Origin of the sequence: Dokdonella immobilis (assembly GCF_900115085.1) — a bacterium.
Taxonomy (GTDB): domain Bacteria; phylum Pseudomonadota; class Gammaproteobacteria; order Xanthomonadales; family Rhodanobacteraceae; genus Dokdonella; species Dokdonella immobilis.
The window spans coordinates 74351-97248 of record NZ_FOVF01000010.1 but is presented as its reverse complement, the minus strand read 5'-3'; the positions used below and the strand labels follow the sequence as shown (position 1 = coordinate 97248).

The 22898-nt window shown below is 66.1% G+C and carries 20 protein-coding genes; 15 read left to right on the top strand and 5 right to left on the bottom strand.

Features of this window, described 5'->3' with window-relative positions; genetic code table 11:
* Positions 1–457: 457 nt before the first annotated feature.
* The 3 genes from BM125_RS09445 to BM125_RS09435 are packed head-to-tail and all read left to right on the top strand — an operon-like array spanning position 458 to position 3995.
* Complete coding sequence (locus BM125_RS09445) at positions 458–2497, top strand: S9 family peptidase (RefSeq protein ID WP_092407286.1); 2040 nt, start codon at positions 458–460, stop codon at positions 2495–2497.
* Positions 2497–3204, top strand: coding sequence for a YceH family protein (locus BM125_RS09440; RefSeq protein WP_092407284.1), 708 nt, complete (start codon positions 2497–2499; stop codon positions 3202–3204). The genes BM125_RS09445 and BM125_RS09440 overlap by 1 nt, the downstream gene beginning before the upstream one ends.
* Positions 3201–3995 carry a queuosine precursor transporter gene (locus BM125_RS09435; RefSeq protein WP_092407282.1) on the top strand — a complete coding sequence of 265 codons (795 nt, stop codon included), beginning with the start codon at positions 3201–3203 and terminating at the stop codon, positions 3993–3995. Before BM125_RS09440 ends, BM125_RS09435 begins: the two co-directional genes overlap by 4 nt.
* A gap of 254 nt (positions 3996–4249) precedes the next feature.
* Here the strand turns inward: BM125_RS09435 and BM125_RS09430 are convergent, their stop codons facing one another.
* From BM125_RS09430 to BM125_RS09415, 4 genes are all read right to left on the bottom strand, one after another.
* Positions 4250–4912: a class I SAM-dependent methyltransferase gene (locus BM125_RS09430; protein WP_217647842.1), complete on the bottom strand. Its 663-nt coding sequence runs from the start codon at positions 4910–4912 to the stop codon at positions 4250–4252.
* Between the two features lie 290 nt (positions 4913–5202).
* The gene (locus tag BM125_RS09425; RefSeq protein ID WP_139224924.1) at positions 5203–5745 is read right to left on the bottom strand and encodes a hypothetical protein; all 543 of its coding nucleotides are present in this window, start codon (positions 5743–5745) and stop codon (positions 5203–5205) included.
* Positions 5746–5819: 74 nt separating this feature from the next.
* Positions 5820–7985 (bottom strand): bifunctional 23S rRNA (guanine(2069)-N(7))-methyltransferase RlmK/23S rRNA (guanine(2445)-N(2))-methyltransferase RlmL, encoded by a 2166-nt coding sequence (gene rlmKL / locus BM125_RS09420; RefSeq protein ID WP_092407276.1) that lies wholly within the window; start codon positions 7983–7985, stop codon positions 5820–5822.
* Positions 7985–8500 carry an alpha/beta family hydrolase gene (locus BM125_RS09415; RefSeq protein WP_092407274.1) on the bottom strand — a complete coding sequence of 172 codons (516 nt, stop codon included), beginning with the start codon at positions 8498–8500 and terminating at the stop codon, positions 7985–7987. The genes rlmKL and BM125_RS09415 overlap by 1 nt, the downstream gene beginning before the upstream one ends.
* Before the next feature lie 667 nt (positions 8501–9167).
* Here BM125_RS09415 and BM125_RS09410 point away from each other — a divergent pair.
* The 4 genes from BM125_RS09410 (at position 9168) to BM125_RS09395 (ending at position 12189) form a co-directional block, all read left to right on the top strand.
* Entirely contained in the window at positions 9168–9743 is a 576-nt protein-coding gene (locus BM125_RS09410; protein ID WP_092407272.1) for an N-acetylmuramoyl-L-alanine amidase, read from the top strand.
* Positions 9744–9960: 217 nt separating this feature from the next.
* Complete coding sequence (tesB, locus tag BM125_RS09405; protein WP_092407270.1) at positions 9961–10833, top strand: acyl-CoA thioesterase II; 873 nt, start codon at positions 9961–9963, stop codon at positions 10831–10833.
* Between the two features lie 121 nt (positions 10834–10954).
* Complete coding sequence (locus BM125_RS09400; protein WP_092407268.1) at positions 10955–11341, top strand: putative signal transducing protein; 387 nt, start codon at positions 10955–10957, stop codon at positions 11339–11341.
* A gap of 128 nt (positions 11342–11469) precedes the next feature.
* Positions 11470–12189 carry an arginyltransferase gene (locus tag BM125_RS09395; protein WP_092407266.1) on the top strand — a complete coding sequence of 240 codons (720 nt, stop codon included), beginning with the start codon at positions 11470–11472 and terminating at the stop codon, positions 12187–12189.
* Here BM125_RS09395 and purT read toward each other — a convergent pair.
* Complete coding sequence (purT, locus tag BM125_RS09390; RefSeq protein ID WP_092407264.1) at positions 12182–13366, bottom strand: formate-dependent phosphoribosylglycinamide formyltransferase; 1185 nt, start codon at positions 13364–13366, stop codon at positions 12182–12184. The genes BM125_RS09395 and purT overlap by 8 nt on opposite strands.
* Positions 13367–13452: 86 nt before the next feature.
* Between purT and BM125_RS09385 the strand changes: the two genes are divergently transcribed.
* The 8 genes from BM125_RS09385 to BM125_RS09350 all read left to right on the top strand — a co-directional run bounded on the left by BM125_RS09385 (position 13453) and on the right by BM125_RS09350 (position 22882).
* Positions 13453–14892, top strand: coding sequence for a transglutaminase-like domain-containing protein (locus BM125_RS09385; protein WP_092407262.1), 1440 nt, complete (start codon positions 13453–13455; stop codon positions 14890–14892).
* Entirely contained in the window at positions 14889–15818 is a 930-nt protein-coding gene (locus tag BM125_RS09380; protein ID WP_092407260.1) for a hypothetical protein, read from the top strand. The genes BM125_RS09385 and BM125_RS09380 overlap by 4 nt, the downstream gene beginning before the upstream one ends.
* A gap of 141 nt (positions 15819–15959) precedes the next feature.
* On the top strand, positions 15960–16844 hold the full coding sequence (locus BM125_RS09375) for an SPFH domain-containing protein (protein WP_092407258.1): 885 nt from the start codon (positions 15960–15962) through the stop codon (positions 16842–16844).
* Positions 16845–16878: 34 nt separating this feature from the next.
* On the top strand, positions 16879–17070 hold the full coding sequence (locus BM125_RS09370; RefSeq protein ID WP_092407256.1) for a type II toxin-antitoxin system antitoxin: 192 nt from the start codon (positions 16879–16881) through the stop codon (positions 17068–17070).
* Between the two features lie 19 nt (positions 17071–17089).
* Complete coding sequence (locus tag BM125_RS09365; protein ID WP_092407254.1) at positions 17090–17272, top strand: DUF4177 domain-containing protein; 183 nt, start codon at positions 17090–17092, stop codon at positions 17270–17272.
* A 340-nt stretch (positions 17273–17612) separates the two neighbouring features.
* A complete protein-coding gene (locus BM125_RS09360) occupies positions 17613–18176 on the top strand; it encodes a M15 family metallopeptidase (protein WP_092407252.1) in 564 nt (187 codons plus the stop codon).
* 134 nt (positions 18177–18310) lie between these two features.
* Entirely contained in the window at positions 18311–21610 is a 3300-nt protein-coding gene (locus BM125_RS09355) for a S41 family peptidase (protein WP_092407250.1), read from the top strand.
* Between the two features lie 198 nt (positions 21611–21808).
* Positions 21809–22882 (top strand): M35 family metalloendopeptidase, encoded by a 1074-nt coding sequence (locus BM125_RS09350; protein ID WP_092407248.1) that lies wholly within the window; start codon positions 21809–21811, stop codon positions 22880–22882.
* Positions 22883–22898: the final 16 nt, after the last annotated feature.

The following is a 22898-nucleotide window of genomic DNA, read 5'->3' as shown; positions in this document are numbered from 1 at the left end:
CTTCAGGCGCGATGCTCTGTCTCACGGTTCCAGGAAAGCCATCGCGGCTGAAGCCGCTCCTACGACGTAGCGGCAACGCGGCAAACGCCAACGAAGTCCGCGCCACGTATCGCGAGCTCTTCGTAGGAAGAGCCTTCAGGCTCGATGCCTTTCGTCACGTTGCGGAAAGCGCATCGCGGCTGGAGCCGGTTCCAACAACGAAGCAGCAACGCCGCACCGGCCATCGGAGCCCGCGTCGACAGTCGCCGCCCTTCGTAGGAAGGGCCTTCAGGCCCGATGCCTGCATCACGACACCCAGTAAGGCATCGCGGCTGAAGCCGCTTCCTACAACGAAGCGGAATCGCGGCACCGGCTATCAAGGCCCGAGCAGCGCGCCGGTAGTCGGTTCGCCCGCCCGGCTGGCCCTTCGCCTCACATCGGGCCAGAATGGGGGCTCGTATGCCAACCGGGGGACACCATGCTTCGATTTGCCTGCACCGGCCTTGTTCTTGCCGCAACCGCTCTCTCCGCCCCTGCCAGCCAGGCCGACACGCGCGTGTTCGAGCCGATGGATGTGTTCGCCCTGCAGTGGGCGGACAACCCGCAGATTTCGCCCGACGGCAAACACATCGTCTACCAGCGTATGGGTTTCGACATCATGAAGGACCGCAAGCGCAGCAGCCTGTGGACGATCGATGCCGATGGCCGTAACCAGCGCCCGCTGGTCACGACGGGTTCCGGCGCGGCCTGGTCGCCCGACGGCAAGCGTCTCGCCTTCGTCGCCAAGGGCGAGGGTTCCGCGCAAATCCAGATGCACTGGGTCGACAGCGGCCAGACCGCACGCATCAGTGAACTGACCCAATCACCGGGCAACCTGAGCTGGTCGCCAGACGGCCAGTGGCTGGCCTTCACGATGCGCGTGCCGGCAGAGGACACGCAGATGGCGGCCATGCCGAAGGCGCCGAAGGGTGCTGAATGGGCGGCGCCGGTCAAGGTGATCGATCGCGTGATCTACCGCATCGATGGCGGCGGCTATGTCGATCCGGGCTACACCCACGTCTTCGTGATCTCGGCCGAGGGTGGCGCGGCGCGCCAGGTCACCAGCGGCAAGCACAACTTCAACGGGCAGCCGGCCTGGACGGCCGACGGCAAGGCACTGATCGTGTCGGCCAACCTCGATGACGACTGGGAATACCAGCCGCTCGACAGCGACCTGTACCGCGTGGCGATCAGCGACGGCGCGATGACCCGCCTGACCGAACGCAAGGGTCCCGACAGCGACCCGACCTTCTCCGCCGACGGCAGGCAGCTGGCCTGGCTCGGCTTCGACGACAAGCGCCACCCCTACCAGCCGGTGCGCGTCTATGTCGGCAACGCCAACGCCGGCAATGTGCGCTCGCTGACCGACGGCATCGACCTGAGCATCCAGGAGATCACCTGGGACGGCAACCGCGGCCTGTGGCTGCAGTATGACGACCACGGGCGTACCAAGCTCGGCTGGATTTCGGCCAGCGGCGGCAAGATCGAAACGGTTGCCGACGACCTCGGCGGCACCGAAATCGGCCGGCCCTACACCTCGGCCAGCTTTTCCGCGGCCGCGGGCCGCGTTGCCTACACGCGCGGCGCAGCGAAGAGCCCGGCCAACCTCGCCGTGGTCGAACGCTCGGGCCGATCGAAAGTGCTGACCGACCTCGATGCCAACCTGCTCGACCACATGACCCTCGGCGAGATGCAGGAGATGAAGGTCAAATCTTCGGCCGACGGGCGCGAGATCCAGGCCTGGGTCGTGCGCCCGCCGAACTTCGATGCCTCGAAGAAATATCCGCTCCTGCTCGAGATCCACGGCGGCCCGTTCGCCGCCTACGGACCGACCTTCGCCCCCGAGATCCAGCTCTACGCGGCGGCCGGCTATGTCGTGGTCTATGCCAACCCGCGCGGCAGCACGAGCTACGGCAGCGAGTTCGCCAACCTGATCGAGAATGCCTATCCGGGCCAGGATTTCGACGACCTGATGAGCGTGGTCGATGCGACCATCGCACTCGGCTCGATCGATACCGACAACCTGTTCGTCACCGGCGGCAGCGGTGGTGGCTGCCTGACCGCATGGATCGTCGGTCATACCAACCGCTTCCGCGCGGCGGTCTCGGTCAAGCCGGTGATCAACTGGTCGAGCTTCGTGCTGACTTCGGACTTCTATCCGTTCTTTACGCGTTACTGGTTCACGACCACGCCCTGGGAGAGTGCCGAGAACTACGTGCAGCGCTCGCCGATCACCTATGTCGGCAACGTCACCACCCCGACTATGATGATGGTCGGCGACGACGACCACCGCACCCCGGCTTCCGAAGCTGAGCAGTTCTACCAGGCACTGAAGCTGCGCAAGATCGACACCGCCATGGTCCGCGTACCGGGTGCCTCGCACGGCATCGCCGAGCGGCCGAGCAACCTGATCGGCAAGGTGCTCAACATCATCGGCTGGTTCGAAAAACACAAGAAGACCGACGCGAAGAGCGAATGATGGACGAGCAGAATCAACCGCCGGCCGAGGACGGGTCGGCCCTGATCGAACTCGAGGCGATCGAGGCGCGCATCCTCGGCTGCCTGATCGAAAAGCAGGCGACGACGCCGGATGCCTATCCGCTGACCCTCAATGCGGTCGTCGCCGCCTGCAACCAGAAGTCGAACCGCGAGCCGATGACGGCGTACGAGCCCGGTGAAGTCGGCCACGCCCTGCGCCAGCTCGAAGGCAAGGGACTCGTGGCCGGCACGCTGAGTGCGCGCGCGTCGCGCTACGCGCATCGCTTCGAGAACGGGTATGGCGTGACCACGCGCCAGCGCGCCCTGCTCGCCCTGCTCATGCTGCGCGGTCCACAAACGCTCAACGAGCTGTTCTCGCGCAGCGAACGGCTGGCCGATTTTCCGGATGCCGAGGAGGTCCGCACGGTGCTGGACCGGCTCGCCTCGCGGATCCCGGCCCTGGTCGTGCGCCTGCACCGCGCGCCGGGCCAGCGCGAGGATCGCTACATGCACCTGCTATGCGGCCCGGTGACCATGGACGCGGCGATGGCCGCCGATGCCGACGCGCCAACGCGCGCCTCGGGCGGACTCGGCGAGCGCGTGGCCCAGCTCGAAAGCCTGGTCGCGCAATTGCAGGAAGTGGTCGCCGAGCTGCAGTCGCGACCCGGCAACGGCCACGTGGCTGACGACGATACCGGCAACGCATGAGTACGATCGACCTCGATATCCGCGCGGCCTCGGCCGCGCCCCGCGCGCAGCGCATGTTCCTCATACTGGCCGGCTTCTTCATCGCCAACGCGATCATCGCCGAGTTCATCGGGGTCAAGATCTTCGCCCTTGAGGACACGCTGGGCCTCAAGCCATTCGAATGGAACCTGTTCGCCCAGACCGGCTCGCTGAACTTCACCGCCGGCACCCTGCTCTGGCCGATCGTGTTCATCATGACCGACGTCATCAACGAGTTCTACGGACAGCGCGGCGTGCGCTTCCTGTCCTGGCTCGCGGTCGGTTTGATCGCCTATGCCTTCCTGTTCGCCTACGCCGCGATCTCGCTGGCGCCGGCCTCGTGGTGGGTCGGCGCGGCCGCCAACAGCGGCGTGCCGGATCTGCAAAAGGCCTACGCCTACGTGTTCGGCCAGGGCCTGTGGACGATCGCCGGATCGATCACGGCCTTCCTGATCGGCCAGCTCATCGACGTGCGCGTGTTCCACTCGATCCGCCAGCGCACCGGTGAGCGACATATCTGGATGCGCGCGACGGTGTCGACCTTCGTCTCGCAGTTCATCGACAGCTTCGTCGTCCTCTACATCGCCTTCGTGATCGGTCCGCAGCACTGGAGCACGAACCTGTGGCTGGCGGTCGGCACGGTCAACTACATCTACAAGGTGCTCGCCGCGGTTGCCCTGATTCCGCTGATCTACCTGCTGCGCATGGGCATCGAGCGCTGGCTCGGCAAAGACCTGGCCGAGGAACTCAAGCGCGAAGCGGCACTCGCGTAGGTTGGTGGTGAGCGATTGCGAGCCCCAACGGCCTTGAATCTTCCATGGCGGAATGCGCGCCGCCGCGCGAGGTGCGCGACGCAGGAGGCAACGAGCCGGGAGACGGCCTCTGCCCGTTGCCGGGTCCGGCATCGATGACGATGGCGACGTTGGGGTTCGCTGCGCTCACCACCAATCTACGGCACTTCGGCACTACGGCGACCCTGGATTCCCCCCATCTGCGTAGATCGGTGACGGGGATTCGGCGCCGGTTCTCAGCGCTTGTGCGTGCGCACGGCGCGAATCGAGGTCGAGCGGTTGCGCGTGAACACGTAGACCGCGGCCGGCGGCACGTTGCGCCAGGCGACGCCGCCACGATGGACGCTGATGCCGAGTTCGGTCAGCAGGTCGCGCGAGACCGGGCTGGCCGGACCGTAGGTGAACTGGATGAAGCGCCCGTTCGGGCCGAGCACGCTGAACGCGGCGGTGAGGATCCTGCGCTGGGTGCCGCGCGACATCGAGAGCAGACCGAGGCCGCTGAGGATCGCGTCGACTCCACCGGCTTCGGCAAACCCTTCGCCTTCGATGATCGCCTGCAGTTCGCGGGCGTCGCCCCGAACCACGTGGACCTCGGGGAACTGCTGCTGCAGCAGTCGATGCAGTTCCTCATTGAGTTCGACCACGAGCAGGTTGTTCGGATGCACGCCGCGCTCGAGCAGCGCCCGGGTGAACACGCCGGTGCCGCCGCCGAGTTCGATGACCCGCCCCGGGTGTTCGGGAAGCTGCTTGACCATCTCGCGGGCCAGCCGGCGGCTGGATGGCGAAAGCGCGGCGATCGCGAGCGGGTTCTTCAGCCACTGCCGGAAAAACGTCCAGTGGATGGCGGAGCGATCCGCCTTGGCGGGGTGGCCCCGCAATGGCGGGTCGATCATTGACATTCTGGCTACCGATGCTGGGTCGGCCTGCGGTATCCGCAGGTGCTGATGGCCGCAGCGTAACACCGGGCAAGGGATTCAACCAGAATCGAAAGTCAGGGGGGGGGCGCCCTCCCGGGCCGTGTTCGGGCCTGTCGGCCCAGCTGCTTCCGGGCCAGTGCGGTGATCGGCCGGCCAAGCCGAAAGGGAATCTCCGAAAAAAGAAGACCCCGCGGAAATCAGGGGAAATGTCCGCGGGGTCCGAGGGTCCGACAGCAGTGCGAGACTGGTGCCGGCCTTTGCTGGTGCGACCGTCAGTTACGGCGGTCGTAATAGGCGGCGCGCGACGAGTAGCCACGATCATGACGGCTGTAGTCACGGTCGTGATGGCGACTGTCGCCGCGATATCCATCATGACGGCGGTGGTCGCGTCCACGGTCGTGGTCGCGGTAGTAGCCATCATAGTGGACTACGCGGCGTGGCGCATGCCGGTAGTGGCGATAGGACGGATAGTACGCCGGATAGCTGTAGTAGTACGAGGTCCCGTAGCTCGGATAGTAGTCGTAGTAGCTCGAACTGTAGCTCGGCCCGTAGTAGCCGACCGGGTAGCCGCCGCCGTAGTAACCGCCATAGAAGCTGCCGCTGACGTAACCACCGCCGCAGTGGCGGCAGTCGGAATAACCGATGCTGTAGCCGGGGCCGGCGAAACCGATGCTGACGCCCCAGTTGCTGCCGTGGCCTCCGTGATGGCCACCATGGTGGCCGCCGCGGGCATACGCGCTCGGCGCCACGAACAGCGCCAGAATCAGCGCGACCGCTGCGGAAAACACACTGAATCGGGCGTTACGGACGTTCATGGCGGGTGCCTCCTCTACTTGAACGCCTGCACTTTGCGTTTGGCAGTCTGAATCGCGACTGAAATCCGGATCGATTATCCGCGCGGTTGCAGTTCGTAACATTGATGGATGCGTGAATTTCTCGTGAAGTCGAACGGAATGGTGGCCGCGCTGATATCGCGCACGACGAAGCGTTCAGCCACCTCGGGGTCAAGCTTGAAGCGCCGGAAGTTGTTCGAAAACACGATCTGGCCGCCAAAGGCCAGGCGTTCGGCACACAGGTGGAGAAGGCGTGCGTGCTCCTTCTGGACGTCGAAATCCTCGGCCCGCTTGGAGTTCGAGAAGGTCGGCGGATCGACGAAGATCAGGTCGTACTCGCCGCGCTCGTGTTCGAGCCATTGCAGGCAATCGGCCTGGACCAGCGCATGGGCGTCGCCGGCGAAGCCGTTCAGGGCCAGGTTCTGCGCGGCCCACTCCAGATACGTGCCGGAGAGATCGACGCTGGTCGTGGTCCGCGCGCCACCGGCGGCGGCGTAGACGCTGGCCGTTCCGGTGTAGCAGAACAGGTTGAGGAAACGGCCGCCCCGAGCGAGCTCGCGAACGCGCGCACGGACCGGGCGGTGATCGAGGAACAGGCCGGTATCGAGGTAGTCGAACAGGTTCACGCGGAATCGCAGCCCACCCTCCTCGACCACGAGGAACCGGGCACGGTCGTCCATGCGTCCGTACTTGCCGCCGCCGCGGGCCTTGTAGCGCGTCTTCACGGCAATGCGCTCGCGCGGCAGCTCGAAAGCGGCGCCGGCCGCACGCACGAGGTCGGCCAGGCGCGCCGAGGCGACATGCTCGGGAATGTCCTTCGGTGCTGCGTATTCCTGGATGTGCAGCCAGGTCGAAGGCGCCGCTTCGGGGCGCGATTCCTCTTGTCCCTGGTAGACATCGATCGCCGCCGAATACTCGGGAATGTCGGCGTCGTAGGCACGCCAGCAATGCACGCCCTCGCGGTCGAGCCGCTTGCGCAGGTGGCGCAGGGTCTTGCGCAGCCGGTTGGCAACCGCTTCGGCGCCTTCGCTGAGCGGCTTTTCGGCGACTGGCTGCGGTGCCGCCTTTCCGCCTAGTTCGAACAGCAGGAAGCGGCACTCGAGGGCGCCGTTGTAGAGCACGTAGCGCTTGTGCGCGCGCAGGCCGATGGCGCGGCCGAGGTCCTCGTCGGAGGTGATCACGGCCAGTCGCCAGCCGCTGAACTCCGCGCGCGCGCGTTCGCCGAGGGCGCGGTAGGTCGGCGCCAGCGCGTCGTGCTGGCCGATGCGCTCGCCATACGGCGGATTGCAGATCAGCAGGCCCTGGTCGCCGGCTTCCGCCGGCTTGTGCAGGTGTTCGATCGAGTGCCGCTCGAGATGCAGGAAGCCGACCACGCCGGCCTGCTGCGCATTGCGCCGGGCCTCGTTGAGCACCTGCGGGTCCAGGTCGTTGCCGTAGAACTTCGCCGGCAACGCGCGCAAGCCCACTTCGGCACGCTTGCGCGCGTCCTCGAGCAGGGACTCCCAGAGCGTCGCGTCGTGGCCGAGCCAGCCGAGGAAGCCGAAATAATCGCGCCTGAGGCCCGGGGCGACATCAGCCGCCATCAGGGCCCCTTCGATCAACAGGGTGCCCGAACCGCACATCGGATCGACCAGCGCACCGCCGGCGGCATGGATGGCCGGCCAGGTCGCGCGCAGCAGCATTGCGCAGGCCAGGTTCTCCTTCAGCGGCGCCTCGCCCTGGCCGACGCGATAGCCGCGCCGGTGCAGGGGCGTGCCGGAGAGATCGAGCGAAAGCAAGGCGCGGTCCTTGCGCAACAGAAGATTCAGGCGGATCGACGGGCGTTCGAGGTCGACCCCGGGACGCTCGCCGTCGCGGTCGCGGAACTGGTCGACGACCGCGTCCTTGACCTTCTGCGCGAGATAGCGCGTGTGCCGAAGCAGGCTCGCATTGCTGACCGCATCGACGGCGAGGGTATCGTTCACGCCGAGGTGCTGCGACCAGTCGATCTGCTGGACACCGTCGTAGAGCGCCTGCTCGTCGGCCGCGGCGAAGTCGCTGAGCGGCATCAGGATCCGACTGGCCAGGCGCGACCACAGGCAGGCGCGATAGGCATCGGCCAGGGTGCCGCTGAAGTGCACGCCCGAAAGCGCTTCGTGCACGTCACTGGCGCCGAGCGCGACCAGTTCGTCGCGCAGCAGGTACTCGATGCCCTTCGGGCAGGTGGCGAAGAACTGCGACATCAGGCGTCCAGTTTCAGCAGCTGCTGGCGAAAGGCCTCGGCGCAAAATTCGACGTGCGCGGTCAGGCGATGGTCGTCGTCGACCAGGTGCAGGGTATCGTTGCGCTCGCGGGCGAATTCGATGACCGCATTGACCGGGCACAGCTCGTCGCGCCAACCGTGCACGAGCACGGTCGGCACCGGGGCCGCGGTGTAGTCGAAGGCATAGCCTTCGATGCCGACCGGCAGGGCCATCAGGAACAACGCGTCGCATTCGCGCTGGGTCGAGGCAAAACCCGAGATGAAGGCGCCCATGCTCGAACCGGCGAAGATCACGCGGCCCGTTTTCGGCGCCGCCGCGATGCAGCGGGCGGTGCGCGCAGTGATCGCCTCGAGTTCGCGCGAGGCGTCGAGATCGCGGTAGTCGGGCCGGATGCTGGCCCAGCCGAGTTCCTCGGCAACCCGGGCCAGGGCGCTGACCTTGGTCGCTTGCGGCCCGCTTTCGAGCCCGTGCGAAAGAATGATGGTTCCCTTCATGGGGAGAACTCCGTGAAAACGCGCGATGCTAACAACAAAGTGGCAACGCGAGGAAAGCAATCGAAGCCGGCACCCGTTTTCGCGGCTTTGGTAGGAAGAACCTTCAGGTTCGATTCTCTTTTTCGATACGACGCCCGAAGAGCATCGCGGCTGAAGCAACAACGAAGCGGCTACGCGCCAAGTGCCAACGAAACCCGCGCCGCGCTTCGAATGCCCTTCGTAGGAAGAGCCTTCAGGCTCGATACCCTTCGAAATGCTGTGGGAGGAGCATCGCGGCTGAAGCAACAACGAAGCAGCAACGCGCCGAGTGCCAACGAAACCCGCGCCACGCTTCGCATGCCCTTCGTAAGAAGAGCCTTCAGGCTCGATGCCTTTCGAAATGCTGTGCGAGGAGCATCGCGGCTGAAGCAACAACGAAGCAGCAACGCGCCGAGTGCCAACGAAACCCGCGCCACGCTTCGCATGCCCTTCGTAAGAAGAGCCTTCAGGCTCGATGCCTTTCGAAATGCTGTGGGAGGAGCATCGCGGCTAAAGCCGCTTCCTACAATGAAACGACAACGAAGCCGAAACGCGAGAACGGCGATCGAAGCCCGCGCCCCCTTTCGCGGTCCTGGCGCACGTCACCCAAGGCCATCACCTGACCTCGCGCCCATGCGAAACTGTGCGCATGACCGAACTGCCCATCCACGAATGGCCCCTGCCCTACGAGCCGCGCCTGGCCACGCGCCTGTCCACGGACATCGACATGGTGGTCATCCACTGCACCGAGCTGCCCGACCTGGCCACCGCGCGCGAATACGGCGAGCGCATCCGCTACCCGGAAACGCAAACCGGCAACAGCGGGCATTACTACATCGACCGTGATGGCAGCACCCACCAGTTCGTCAGCGCCCTGCGCGTGGCCCATCACGTGTTCCGCTACAACCCGCGCTCGATTGGTATCGAGCTGGTCAATCTGGGGCGCTACCCGGACTGGGACGATAGCCGCCACCAGCTGATGACCGAACCGTATCCCGCCGCGCAGATCGATGCCCTGCTCGCATTGATCGACCAGCTGAGGACCCGCTTCCCCGGCCTGCACTGGATCGCCGGCCACGACGTACTCGACCGGCGTCGCGAGCCGGCCATCGACGATCCTGCCGTGCTGTTGCCACGCCGGATCGACCCCGGGCCGATGTTTCCCTGGGCCGAGGTGCTCAGCCGTTGCGGCCTGGCGCGCTGGGCTGCGCTGGACGCGGATTGACGCGCCGCAGCATCCGCTGGCCTATACTAGGGGTCTGCCGGACCTTACTTGGCCGGGCTGCGAATCCGACTGTGTGGTGCATATTTCCGCCGCTTTTTGACCCATGGAACCACCATGGGTCTGCAAATCGTCGAAAATCTACCCTCACACAGCCGAATTCTCGCCTCCATCAGCAAAGTCCGACAGGCTCCCAGCGCCCTTTCGAACGAATGCCGCCATGCCTGCATCGATAGTCAGCGAACTGATCGACCTGCTCCAGCTCGAACGCCTCGAGGACAACCTGTTCCGCGGCCAGAGCCGGGACATCGGCACGCGTTACGTGTTCGGCGGCCAGGTCCTCGGCCAGGCCCTGTCGGCCGCCCAACAGACCGTCGACGCGGGTCGCCACGCGCATTCGCTGCATGCCTATTTCCTGCGCGCCGGCGACGTCGAGGCGCCGATCATCTACAGCGTCGAGCGCAGCCGCGACGGCGGCAGCTTCTCGGCGCGGCGCATCGTCGCCATCCAGCACGGCCAGCCGATCTTCAACATGACCGCCTCGTTCCAGACCCCGGAACCCGGCGCCGAACACCAGTTTCCGATGCCGCTGGTGCCGCGGCCCGAGGACCTGCCCCAGGTCGACCTCGTGCCGGCCAACGAGCTCGACAAGATTCCGGCCAAGCGCAAGCGCTGGCTGAACAAGGCCGGTCCGTTCGAGTTTCGCCACGTGCACCCGCGCAACGAGCTGAATCCGACCAAGCAGCCGCCGTACCAGAATGTCTGGTTCCGCCTGGTCGACCGCGTCCCCGACAATCCGGTCTTGCATCGCTCGCTGCTCGCGTATGCCTCGGATTTCCACCTGATCGGCACGACCACGTTTCCGCATGCCATTTCCTACCTGCAGCCGAACGTGCGCATGGCCAGCCTCGATCACGCCCTCTGGTTCCATCGCCCGTTCCGTGCCGACGAGTGGCTGCTGTACGCCTGCGACAGTCCGAGCGCGCAGCACTCGCGCGGCCTCGCCCGCGGCATGATCTTCACCCGCGACGGCGTGCTGGTCGCCTCGACCGCCCAGGAAGGCTTGATCCGCGTGGTCGAAGACACCAAATAGCCCAGTATCGACGAACGCCCGATGATGTAGGCCGGACCCCGCGGCGCCTGCTGCCTTGCACCGGACCGGCCCGAAGCCGCAATCTCGGCGCTGCGCCCTGCTTTCCCGGACACCATCCACCATGCGCCAGATCTACACCTCGCCCCGCTACGAAAACGTCGAACGCGTCGTCGCCCTGCTGAACGCGGCGAACATCGCGACGACGATCCGCAACCGCCGCGATTGGCAGGGTGGACAGTGGAAGCGCTTCAGTTACACCCAGCGCGGCGAAAGCGAAGGCTGGGCCCAGGTCTGGGTGACCGATTCGAACGACCAGACCCGCGCCCGCGAGATCCTGCGCGAAGCCGGCCTCGAACCGGCCACCCGCTTCGCCGACGAACTGGCGGCTGCGCGCGCGCCGGCCGACCCCGGTCGGCACAAGGCCAATTCGATGCGCATCCGCATGATCCTGCTGGCCCTGATCGGCGGCGTGATCCTGCTCATCGGCAGCACGTACCTGATGCGCTGACGCGGCTTGCCCTGGCGACCCGCGAAGGCGCCCGGCCTGCCGCGATCGGTCGCCGTGGCGTTCAGCATTCCCTGCATCCCCGACACCCGGCCCTGCTCCGCGGCGCCTGCATTGGTGCACAATGAGGCATGCGCTCCGATGTCGTCCGCCTGTTCCAGACCCTGCCGCATAGCTGCGGTTACTTTGCCGAACGCACGGCCCAGAACCTCGTCATCGATCCCAGTTCGCCGCAGCTCGACCAGCTCTATGAGCTCGGCCTGCAACGCGGCTATCGACGCGCCGGTGGCCACGTCTACATCCCGCATTGTCCGAGTTGCCGCGCCTGCATCGCCTGCCGGATTCCGGTCGACGCGTTCGTCGCCGACCGCGCCCAGCGCCGCTGCCTGAAGCGCAATGCGGACCTCGAGGTCCGCACCGAAGCGGCCGGGTTCAGCGACGAACGCTTTGCCCTGTACCGGCGCTACCTGCAGTGGCGGCATCCGGATGGCGGCATGGACGATGCGCAGCCCGAGGATTTCTCGCGCTTCCTGCACACCGAGTGGAGCCCGACCCGCTTCATCGAACTGCGCAAGGACCAGCGCCTGCTTGCCGTGGCCGTGACCGACTACTGCGAGGCCGGCCTGTCGGCGGTCTATACGTTCTACGATCCGGACGAGGGCTCGCGCGGCCTCGGCACCTTTGCCATCCTCAGGCAGGTCGCAGCGGCCCGCGAGCTCGGACTCAAGTACCTCTATCTCGGCTTCTGGATCGCCGGGCACGTGAAGATGGACTACAAGATCCGCTTCCGCCCGATCGAAGTCCTGCGCAACGGGCTCTGGCAACGCCACGAGCCGGACATCGTCAGCTGACCGAAACCGAGATTCGCGCCGCCGCCCGCGTCGCCTTGTCGCGCGCCGCGTCTATGCTCTCGCCGCGGGCCAGGGTGACCGCCATGCGCCGATGGCCGCGTACCTCGGGCTTGCCGAAGATGCGCAGGGCCGTGTCCGCTTCGGCCAGCGCCCCGGCAATGCCCGCGTAGACGATGTCGTTGCCGTCCCCCTCGACCAGGACCGCGCACGAGGCCGAGGGGCCGAGCTGGCGGATGGCCGGGATCGGCAAGCCGAGGATGGCCCGCGCGTGCAGGGCGAACTCGGAGAGTTCCTGCGAGATCAGGGTGACCAGGCCGGTGTCGTGCGGGCGCGGGCTGACTTCGGAGAAGATCACCGAATCGCCCCTGATGAAGAACTCGACCCCGAACAGGCCGTGCCCGCCGAGGGCATCGGTGATCGCACGCGCCTGGCGCTCGGCCTCGGCAATGGCGACCTCGCTCATCGGCTGCGGCTGCCAGGACTCGCGATAGTCGCCCGCTTCCTGGCGATGGCCGACCGGTGCGCAAAAACTCGTGCCGCCCTCGTGGCGAATGGTCAGCAGGGTGATCTCGTAGTCGAAGTCAACGAAACCCTCGACGATGCAGCGGCCCTTGCCGGCACGTCCGCCCGATTGCGCATGGTCCCAGGCCGCGGCGATTTCGGCCTCGGTGCGGACCAGGCTCTGGCCCTTGCCGGACGAGCTCATGACCGGCTTGATCACGAACGGCAGGCCGAGTTGGCCAACCGCCGTCCGGTAGTCCGCTTCGCTGTCGACAAAACGATAGGCCGAGGTCGGCAGGTTCAGTTCCTCGGCAGCGAGGCGACGGATGCCTTCGCGGTTCATGGTCAGCCAGGCGGCGCGCGCGGTCGGAATGACGTTGACGCCTTCGCGCTCGAGCTCGATCAGGGTCGCCGTATCGATTGCCTCGATCTCGGGCACGATCAGGTCCGGCTGCTCGAGCGCGACCAGGCGACGGATCTCGGCACCGTCGAGCATGTTGATGACATGGCTGCGATGGGCCACCTGCATGGCCGGCGCATCGGCGTAGCGGTCGACCGCGATGACCTCCACGGCGAAGCGCTGCAACTCGATTGCGACTTCCTTGCCGAGCTCGCCCGAGCCGAGCAGCATCGCGCGGATCGCGCTGCCGCGATGCGGCGTTCCAAACGGTTTCATTCGTGCGGCTCCGGAGTGCTCGTAGTTCGACGCGCGCAATTGTAGCGGCTGCGGCACAATGGGCCATCTTCCGCCCGGGCCATCCCATGTTCCGTTTCGCCATTGTCGCCGCCCTGCTGCTTCCGCTGTTCGCCCAGGCCAGGCCTGCGCAGGACCAATGGTTCAGCGTGCTGCTCGACGGCCGCAAGATCGGCAGCTTCGAGAGTTCGCGCATCGTCGAAGGCGACGTGGTCAGGACCCGGCAGACACTGCAGATCGAATTCGACCGGGCCGGTACGCCGATCGCCATGGGCAGCAGCGAATCCAGCGAGGAGACCCGCGACGGCAAGCCGCTGGCGTTCGCCGCGTCGACTCGCCTGAGCGGCAATGAGAACCGGGTCGAGGGCCGCATCGAGGGCGCGCAGTTGCATGTGCGCGTCAACAACGACGGCAGCTGGCAGGAACGCGAGATGCCCTGGCCGAGTGGCGCCCTGCTCGCCGAAGGGCTGCGCCTGGCCAGCCTGCGCGTGCCCCTGCAGAGCGGTCGGACCTATCGCGATCTTTCATTCCAGCCTTCGAGCCTCGATGCGATCGAGGTGACGACGACGATCGGCGAGCGCGAGACGGTCAGCCTGCCCGGCGGCCCGCTGTCCCTGCATCGGATCGACCAGGTGTTCGCGTTTGCCGGCACGCCGGTGGCCAATACGGCCTGGGTCGACGAGGAGCGCGACGTGCACAAGCTGACCATGCCGGCGATCGGCGTGGACCTGACCCTGCTCGCCTGCGACAAGGCCTGCGCGACCGCACCGAACCAGAGCTCGAACGTGTTCGAGCACACCCTGATGCGCTCGCCGCGCGAACTCGGGCGGCGCGAACTGGGCATGGGACTGCGCTACACGATCATGCCGCGCAACCATGACGCACCGCTGCAGATTCCCGAGACATCCGAGCAGAGCGTGCGCCGCAGCGGCCGCAACCTGATCGTCGAGGTCTGGCGCAAGGCTCGACCGGGCCACGGCGACGCGCCGAAACCATCCGACTATGCGCCCAACGACTGGCTGCAGAGTACCGCCCCGGAAATCGTCGCCCTGGCGACCCGGGCCACCGAAGGCGTGCAGGGCCACGAGGAGCGCATGCGTGCGCTCGAAGCATTCGTTCGCCAGTTCATCTCCGACAAGACCCTCGGCGTCGGTTACGCCTCGGCCTTGCAGGTCGCGCGCAAGCCGGAAGGCGACTGCACCGAACACGCGGTATTGCTCGCTGCGCTGGGCCGGGCCATCGGCATCGCCACGCGCGTCGTCGACGGACTTGCCTACGCACCGGGATTTGCCGGCGAACGCGAGGTATTCGTGCCGCATGCCTGGATGCAGGCCTGGATCGATGGTCGCTGGCAAAGCTTCGATGCCGCGCTCGGCGGCTTCGATGCCGGACACATCGCCTTCTCGACCGGTGACGGCGATCCCTGGCGCTTCTACCAGGGTCTCGACCTGCTCGGCCGTACCGAACTCAAGCGCGTCGACTCGCTGGCCCTGTCCCGCCCCGAATGAAGCTCTGGGGCTGCCTGCCATGCCTGCTCTGCGCATGCGCCCTCGCGCAGGATTTCGCGCCGGCGCCGTTCGCCCCGGCCAGCCTCTCCGCACTGATCACCGAGGCCGATCTCGACGAGATCAGCGGGATCGCGGCGTCGCGTCGCAGCGCAGGCGTGTTCTGGATCCACAACGACGCACCGCGACCAGCACGCCTCGACGCCATCGATGAAACGGGCCAGCGCCGCGGTCGATTGCGCATTGACGGCGTGCGCGCGGTCGACTGGGAGGATATCGCCAGTTACGAACTCGACGGCAAGGCCTGGCTGCTGATCGGCGACATCGGCGACAACGCGGGCAAGCGCAAGGACTACGAGCTGATCGCCGTGGAGGAACCCGCCTTGAGCGGAAATGGCCTGACCCAGCCGGTCAGGCCGGCCTGGCGCATGCGCTTCCGCTATCCGGATGGATCGCACGACGTCGAAGCGATGGCGGTCGACGTGGCCGCGCGCGAGGTCTTGCTGGTCAGCAAGCACGCACCGCCGGTGCTCTACTCGGTACCGTTGGGACCGGGAGGGCGGGTCGTCGCGGTCGCGCGCAAGCGCCTGAGCCTCGACTTCATTCCGCAGCCCAGTGGCGATGCCCTGCTCGCCCGCTTTCCGGCGGCGCGCCTTGGCGGCTCGCCGACCGGCCTCGACATCGACAGCCGGAATCGCACCGCGGTGCTCCTGACCTATCGCGATGTCTGGGTGTTTCCGCGTCATCGCCAGGAATCCTGGATCCGGGCCTTCGCAAGGCGGCCGCAACACCTGCTGCTGCCACCGATGGCCCAGGCCGAGGCGATCGGCTTCAGTCGTGATGACTCGGCAATCCTGGTCAGCGGCGAGCGCCTGCCCGCGCCGCTGTTGCGATTCGAGGCAACGGGTGCCGCAGGCCAGGAGCACTGAGCAGCCGGCCCAAAGCGAATCCCCATTGCGATCCGGCTCGCGGCGCTGTGTTGCAGTTTGATATCACTATGATATCATCCACCAAGCCGGAATGAACCGGTCTTCGATCCGTCCGCCGACGGCTCGTCCTGGAGATTCGCCATGAACGAACGCAACGCCATTTCCCTGCCCGGCATTCCGGTCCTGCTGGTCCTGATCGCCGCGCTGATCGCCAACGCCGCCTGGTTCGTCGATACCGTGCGCACGGCTGCCGAGAGCCGCATCGATCCGGGCCTCGGCCAGATCTTCGGGCCGATGCTCGTGCTCGGCTTGATCATCTTCCTGCTGCGCGGCCTGTTCGCCGTGCAGCCGAACGTCGGCCGCGTCATGCAACTTTTCGGGCGCTATGCCGGCAGCGTGCGCGAGCAGGGCCTGCGCTGGACCAATCCCTTCTACTCACGACGCGCGGTTTCCCTGCGCGTGCGCAACTTCGAATCGGGCAAGCTCAAGGTCAACGACCTCGACGGCAATCCGATCGAGATCGGCGCGATCGTGGTCTGGCAGGTGATCGACACCGCCGAGGCCGTGTTCATGGTCGACGACTACGAGAACTTCGTGCACATCCAGGCCGAGTCGGCGCTGCGCCAGATGGCGACCAGCTATTCCTACGATTCGCACGACGAAAAAGGCATTTCGCTGCGCGGCAACGGCAAGGAGGTTAATGCCCACCTGCGCGACGAGATCCAGGAACGCCTGGCCAAGGCCGGCGTCGAGGTTGTCGAGGCACGCATCAGCCACCTCGCCTACGCCCAGGAAATCGCCCAGGCCATGCTGCAGCGCCAACAGGCCAGCGCCATCGTCGCCGCACGCACGCGCATCGTCGAAGGTGCGGTCGGCATGGTCGAGCTCGCCCTCGATCACCTGAGCCAGCGCGGTGTCGTCGAACTCGACAACGAACGCAAGGCGGCCATGGTCAGCAACCTGCTGGTCGTGCTCTGCGGCGATCGCGCGACCCAGCCAGTGGTGAACGCAGGGACGCTGTACTGATGCATCTTGCCCTGGCCAGCGCGACAGGACCGGTGTGAGCGAGAAGAAGGCCTATCCGCTGCGCATCAACGCCGCCGTGCTCGAAGCGATGCAGCGCTGGGCCGACGACGATCTGCGCTCGCTCAACGCGCAGATCGAATACGTCATGCGCGAAGCGCTGCGCAAGGCCGGACGCATCAAGCCGGCGGCGAAACCGCCAGCGATCGAGACCGACGAAACGGATTGAACCACCCTGGAGCCATCTGATGTCCGACCAGAACTGGAGTTACCAGACCATCGAGATCAAGCCGTCCTTCCTCGGCAGCTTCGATGCCGACACCCTCAACGAGGTGCTGACCCGCGAGGGCATGAAAGGCTGGGAACTGGTCAGCACGCTCAACGTAGGCCCGATGCGGCCGATCTATCTGTTCCTCAAGAAACCACGCTGAGGGACGAGGCGCACTGCCGACGGAACTCGCAGCGAAAGGTTTCGCTGGTGATCACCCCATCCTGCGCTGCAGGGTAACGTTGGGGTTCGCTGGGGCTCACCGCCAACCTACGGTGCAGGCCCGGCGGCCTGCGCGGGTCAATTTCGCCGTAGATTGGTGCTGAGCGAAGCGATGCCCAACGGCTAGCGTTCGGCGCGTGCCCGAACGGTTTCCTGCCGTACGCAATCGGCAACGTTGGGGTTCGCTGGCGCTCACCGCCAACCTACGGTGAACGTTCGACGTCCGTTGCAGGTCATGAGTACCCGTTCGTTGATGCGGACGATTCGGCTAAGCTTGCCGCATGCATGTCCAGTCTCCCCTGCCGCCGGCCCGCTGCGACACTGCGCAGCGCCTGCGCGTGATCGAAGCGGCATTTGCCCTCGGCATTCCGCGTGACTACGGGCGCAAGCACCGTCAGCGCGTGGTCCGCGAGCCGCGCGAACTGCTCTCTATCGGCGACGACATCCATGGCCGCCATCAGTGGCTCGCTCCCAGAGCGGCTCGCGCCTGGCAGCGCATGCGCAGCGCCGCCGCCTCTGACGGCATCGTGCTGCAGGTCGTCTCGGCATTCCGCTCGGCGTCCTACCAGCTCGTCATCATCGAGCGCAAACTCGAACGCGGCCTGTCGATGGACGAGATCCTGCGCGTCAGCGCCGCGCCCGGCTTCAGCGAGCACCACTCGGGTCGTGCCCTCGACATCAGCACGCCCGACTACGCAGCGCTCGAGGAAGAGTTCGATGAGTCGCCGGCGTTCGCCTGGCTGCAGCGCGAGGCGCGCCGCTTCGGCTATGCCCTTTCCTATCCGCGCGGCAACCGCCATGGCATCGCCTATGAGCCCTGGCACTGGTGCTGGCATCGCCCCTGAACCGGCCTACACCGTCAAAAGAGCCACGCTCGGCGCTCGTCTGGCATCTGCCGGGCTAACGTGACTTTCGCCGCAGGCATCCAAGCGGCAAACGGTGTATCCATCGTCTTTTGTACCTTCAACCGGAGTCGCTCATGCGCGTACGCCTGATCCTGCCCCTCTTTCTTGTCCTCGCCAGTGCCTTGGCGCCGGCCTCCAGCGCGCTGGCCGGTACCGGCCTGTTGCGCTTTCCCGATGTCTGCGGCAATCGCATCGTATTCACCTATGCCGGCGACCTGTGGGCTGTCGGCACCCAGGGCGGGACCGCGGTGAGGCTGACCGCCGGGCCCGGCGTCGAGCAGGCTGCGCACTATTCGCCGGACTGCAGCCAGATCGCCTTTACCGGCCAGTACAGCGGCGACGACCAGGTCTTCATGATCCCGGCCAGTGGCGGCGAGCCGCGCCAGCTGACCTGGTATCCGACGCCCGGGCCACTGCCGCAGCGCTGGGGCATCGACAGCCAGGTCTATGGCTGGACCGCGGACGGCAGCGCCGTGGTTTTCCGCTCGACCCGCGAAGCGGTCGGCATCTCGAACCCGAAACTGTTCCAGGTCTCCGTAGCCGGCGGCTTGCCGACCGCCCTGCCGATGCCGACCGCCGGCAGCGGCGAGTACTCGCCCGACGGCAAGCAGATCGTCTACTCGCCGAAGTTCCGCGACTACCGCACCTGGAACCGCTACGTCGGCGGCTGGGCCCAGGATCTCTACATCTACGACGTCGCCGCTCGCACGGCGCGCAACATCACCGCCGACCAGCACACCGATCGCGACCCGATGTGGATCGGCAATGCGATCTATTTCCTATCCGACCGTGGCGAACACCTGAACCTGTACCGTTTCGATATCGGCAGCGGTGAAACCCGCCAGCTGACCGACTACAAGGGCCAGGATGCGCGCTGGGCCGGCTCCGATGGCAAGAGCCAGATCGTCTTCGAAGTCGACGGTTCGCTGCACCTCTATGACACATCCACCAACCGCGACAATGCGCTCGACATCAGCGTGCCCAGCGATCTGGTGCCGCGCCATGCCGGCACGCGCAGCGTGCGCGATTTCATCGAGGACTTCGCGCTCAGCCCGAACGGCAAGCGCGCCGCCTTCGTCGCCCGCGGCGAAGTCTTCAGCGTACCGATGGAACATGGCCTGACCCTCGATCTGACCCATACGCCGGGCGCCCACGAACGCGAGGTGGCCTGGTCCGCGGACGGCAAACGCGTCGCCTATGTGTCGGACGAGAGCGGCGAAGATGCGATCTGGGTGCGCGATGCCGATGGCGGCGCCGCGCGCCAGCTGAGCCGGGAGAATTTCGGACGCCTCTATGCACCGCGCTGGTCGCCGGACGGATCGCGCATTGCCTATGTCGACAACGAAAGCCGCCTGCACCTGGTGGCCGCCAGTGGTGGAACGAGCACGCTGGTCGCCGACGATCCGGGTTTCTCCCGTCGCGACCACGCCTGGTCGCCGGGTGGTCACTACCTCGCCTACACCGTGACCAACCCGGATTCGAACCTGACCCAGCTGCGCATCTACGATGTCTCGGGGAAGACCAACTACCCGGTCGGCGATCCCCTCTCCAATGGCTATGCACCGGCATTCTCACCGGACGGCAAGCTGCTGTTCTTCATCGGTGACCGCGAATGGGCCCCGCAGATCTCGGGCGTCGAATGGAATTTCGCCAGCAATCGCAGCGCCGGCCTGTTTGCACTGACCCTGCGCCCCGATGTCGCCAATCCGTTCGCACCGCGCAACGACAGCGCGAGCGCGGATTCGGCAAAGCCCGGCAAGAAGGACAGTGATGAAAAGGAATCGAAGAAGCCGGAGCCGGCGAGCGTCGACGACCGCATCAGCTTCGAGGGCATCGACAGCCGTCTCGTGCGCGCGCCGATCGAGCCCGACAACCTGCAGTGGATCGCGGTCACGTCGAAGGCTCTGCTCTATGTGGTCAGCGATGCCTTCTACTATGGTCGCGAGAGCGAGAACAAGCCGCGCCTGATGGCGTGGTCGTTCGAGGACCGCGAGTCGAAGGAAATCTTCAAGGGCCTCGAGGAACTGGCCCTTTCCGCCGACGGATCGACCGTGCTCGTGAAGAGCGGCAAGGATTACAAGCGCCTGGATCCCGGCGAGTCCAAGCCCGAGCCGAAGGACATCAAACTTGACGGACTCTTCGCCCAGGTCGACCCGAAAGCCGAGTATGCCGAGATCTTCCGCGAAGTCTGGCGTCGCTATCGCGACCACTATTACGTGCAGAACATGCATGGCTACGATTGGGACGCGATCCGCGCCAAGTACGAGCCGAAACTGGCTGATGTCGGCGACCGCAGCGACCTGAACTACCTGCTCGGCCAGATGGTCGCCGAACTGTCGAGCTCGCACGCCTACGTCAGTGGCGGCGACCTCGGCCTGCCCGACCGACCGCACGTCGGCCTGCTTGGCGCGCGCTTCGAACTCGACTCGCCCAGCGGCCGCTACCGGATCGCGAAGATCCTGCGCGGAGAGAACGACGAGGAACGCTACCGCTCGCCGCTGACCGAAGTCGGCGTCGACGCCCACGAGGGTGATTTCCTGCTCGCGATCAACGGCCAGCCACTGGCCGGCACCGACAATCCTTATCGCCTGCTGCGTTCGCCCAAGGGCCAGCTGATCCAGCTGACCGTGAACTCACGCGCAAGCCTGGACGGTGCCAGGACCGTGCTGGTCGATCCGGTCGACAGCGAGGCGGAACTGAACTACTACGCCTGGACCACCGCCAACCGTGAATACGTGGCCAAGGCCAGCAATGGCACGATCGGCTACCTGCACATTCCCGACATGGGTGGCGACGGCATCCGTGAGTTCATCAAGTGGTTCTACCCGCAATTGCGCAAGCAGGGTCTCGTCGTCGACGTGCGCGACAACGGCGGCGGCAACGTCTCGTCGATGATCATCGAACGCCTCTCGCGAAAGCTGCTCGGCCTCGACTACGGCCGCGGCTCGGACCTCATCGGAACCTATCCGCAGCAGACATTCATCGGGCACCTGGCAGCGCTCTGCAACGGCACCACGGCCTCCGACGGCGATATCTTCTCGTACATGTTCAAGCAGGCGAAACTGGGCCCGCTGATCGGCACGCGGACCTGGGGCGGCGTGGTCGGCATTAACGACTGGGGTCCGCTGATCGACGGCGGCACCACCAACGTGCCGCAGTTCGCCACCGCCGACACCAACGGCCAGTGGGCGATCGAGGGCCATGGCGTCGATCCCGACATCGAAGTCGAGTTCGACGTGGCATCGGCGCTGGCCGGCCGCGACCCGCAACTCGACCGTGCCATCGTCGAGATCCGCAAGCAGATCGCCGCCGAACCGGTCGCCCTGCCCGCGCGACCGGCGGACCCGGTCAAGGCACCGGTCGACATGCGCTGAGTCGGCGCGCTGCTCCGGCGAGGCGATGCCGCGGCGCGACGGCATCGCCGCGGGGTTCCGGACCGCAGCCGGAGATATCGGCGCCGGAACGTGATCGATCTACTTGTATAGACCTATAGGCAGGCATATGCTCGGCCCGCGTCACGTCCGTGGCGCTCGTCCCTGGGGAGGGGCGACTACTCAGCATCGAGGTATGACATGCACAAGCTCTTCGTGGGTTTTGTTGTGTTTGCCGTGGGTATCGTGGGAACGTCGGCGGCGTATTCCGCCGGTCTTGAAATCGCCCTGACGCCATCCGACCAGAACGGCGCGGATGCCACCATCAGCTACAGCCTGATCAACCAGAGTACGAGCACGGTCCACGTCCTGCGCTGGCAGACGCCGCTCGACGGCGTCACCAACGACCTGTTCGACGTCCGCCAGAATGGCAAGCCGGTCGACTATGTCGGCCCCCTGTACAAGCGGGTGGCTCCGAGGGCGCAGGATTTCATCGAGCTGAAGCCCGGCGAGAGCCTGAACGCGGTGGTCGACCTCAGTGCGTTCTACGACATGCGGGCCGGCGGCCAGTACCAGGTCAGCTATGCGCGCAGCGCCAGCGAGGTCATCCGTGAAGTCATGCAGGCGGAGCGCGGCGGGGTCGCGGCCGGACTCGGCGCGTTCGACCTGAGTCGCGGCTCGACCAGCGTGTTCGCCGATGCCACGCCGGGCGCCCTCGACATGGACAGCGAAGAGTCCCGCACGCCGGTCATTCCTCTGGCCGCCAGCAACAGCTTCATCAGCTGCAGCAACACCCGGCAGACCCAACTGGCCACGGCGCGCAATTCGTCGGTGACCTATGCCAGCAACTCGAAGAGCTATCTGACCGCCGGCACTACCGGCTCGCGCTACACCTGGTGGTTCGGTACCTACAACAGCTCGCGCTACTCGACCGTACGCACGCATTTCAACAACATCTACAGCGCACTCTCATCGCAGGCCTACACCTTCAACTGCTCGTGCTCGGACAGCGGCACCTATGCCTACGTCTATCCGACCCAGCCGTACAAGGTCTACCTGTGCGGCGCATTCTGGTCGGCGCCGAATACGGGAACGGATTCGCGTGCCGGTACGCTCGTGCATGAGACCAGCCATTTCAACGTGGTCGCAAGCACCAAGGACAATGCCTATGGACAGACCGCCGCGCACAACCTGGCCCTGAGCAATCCGGCCAAGGCCGTGGCCAACGCCGACAGCCACGAGTACTTCGCGGAAAACACGCCGGCGCGAAATTAGGAAGGGGCGGAACGGC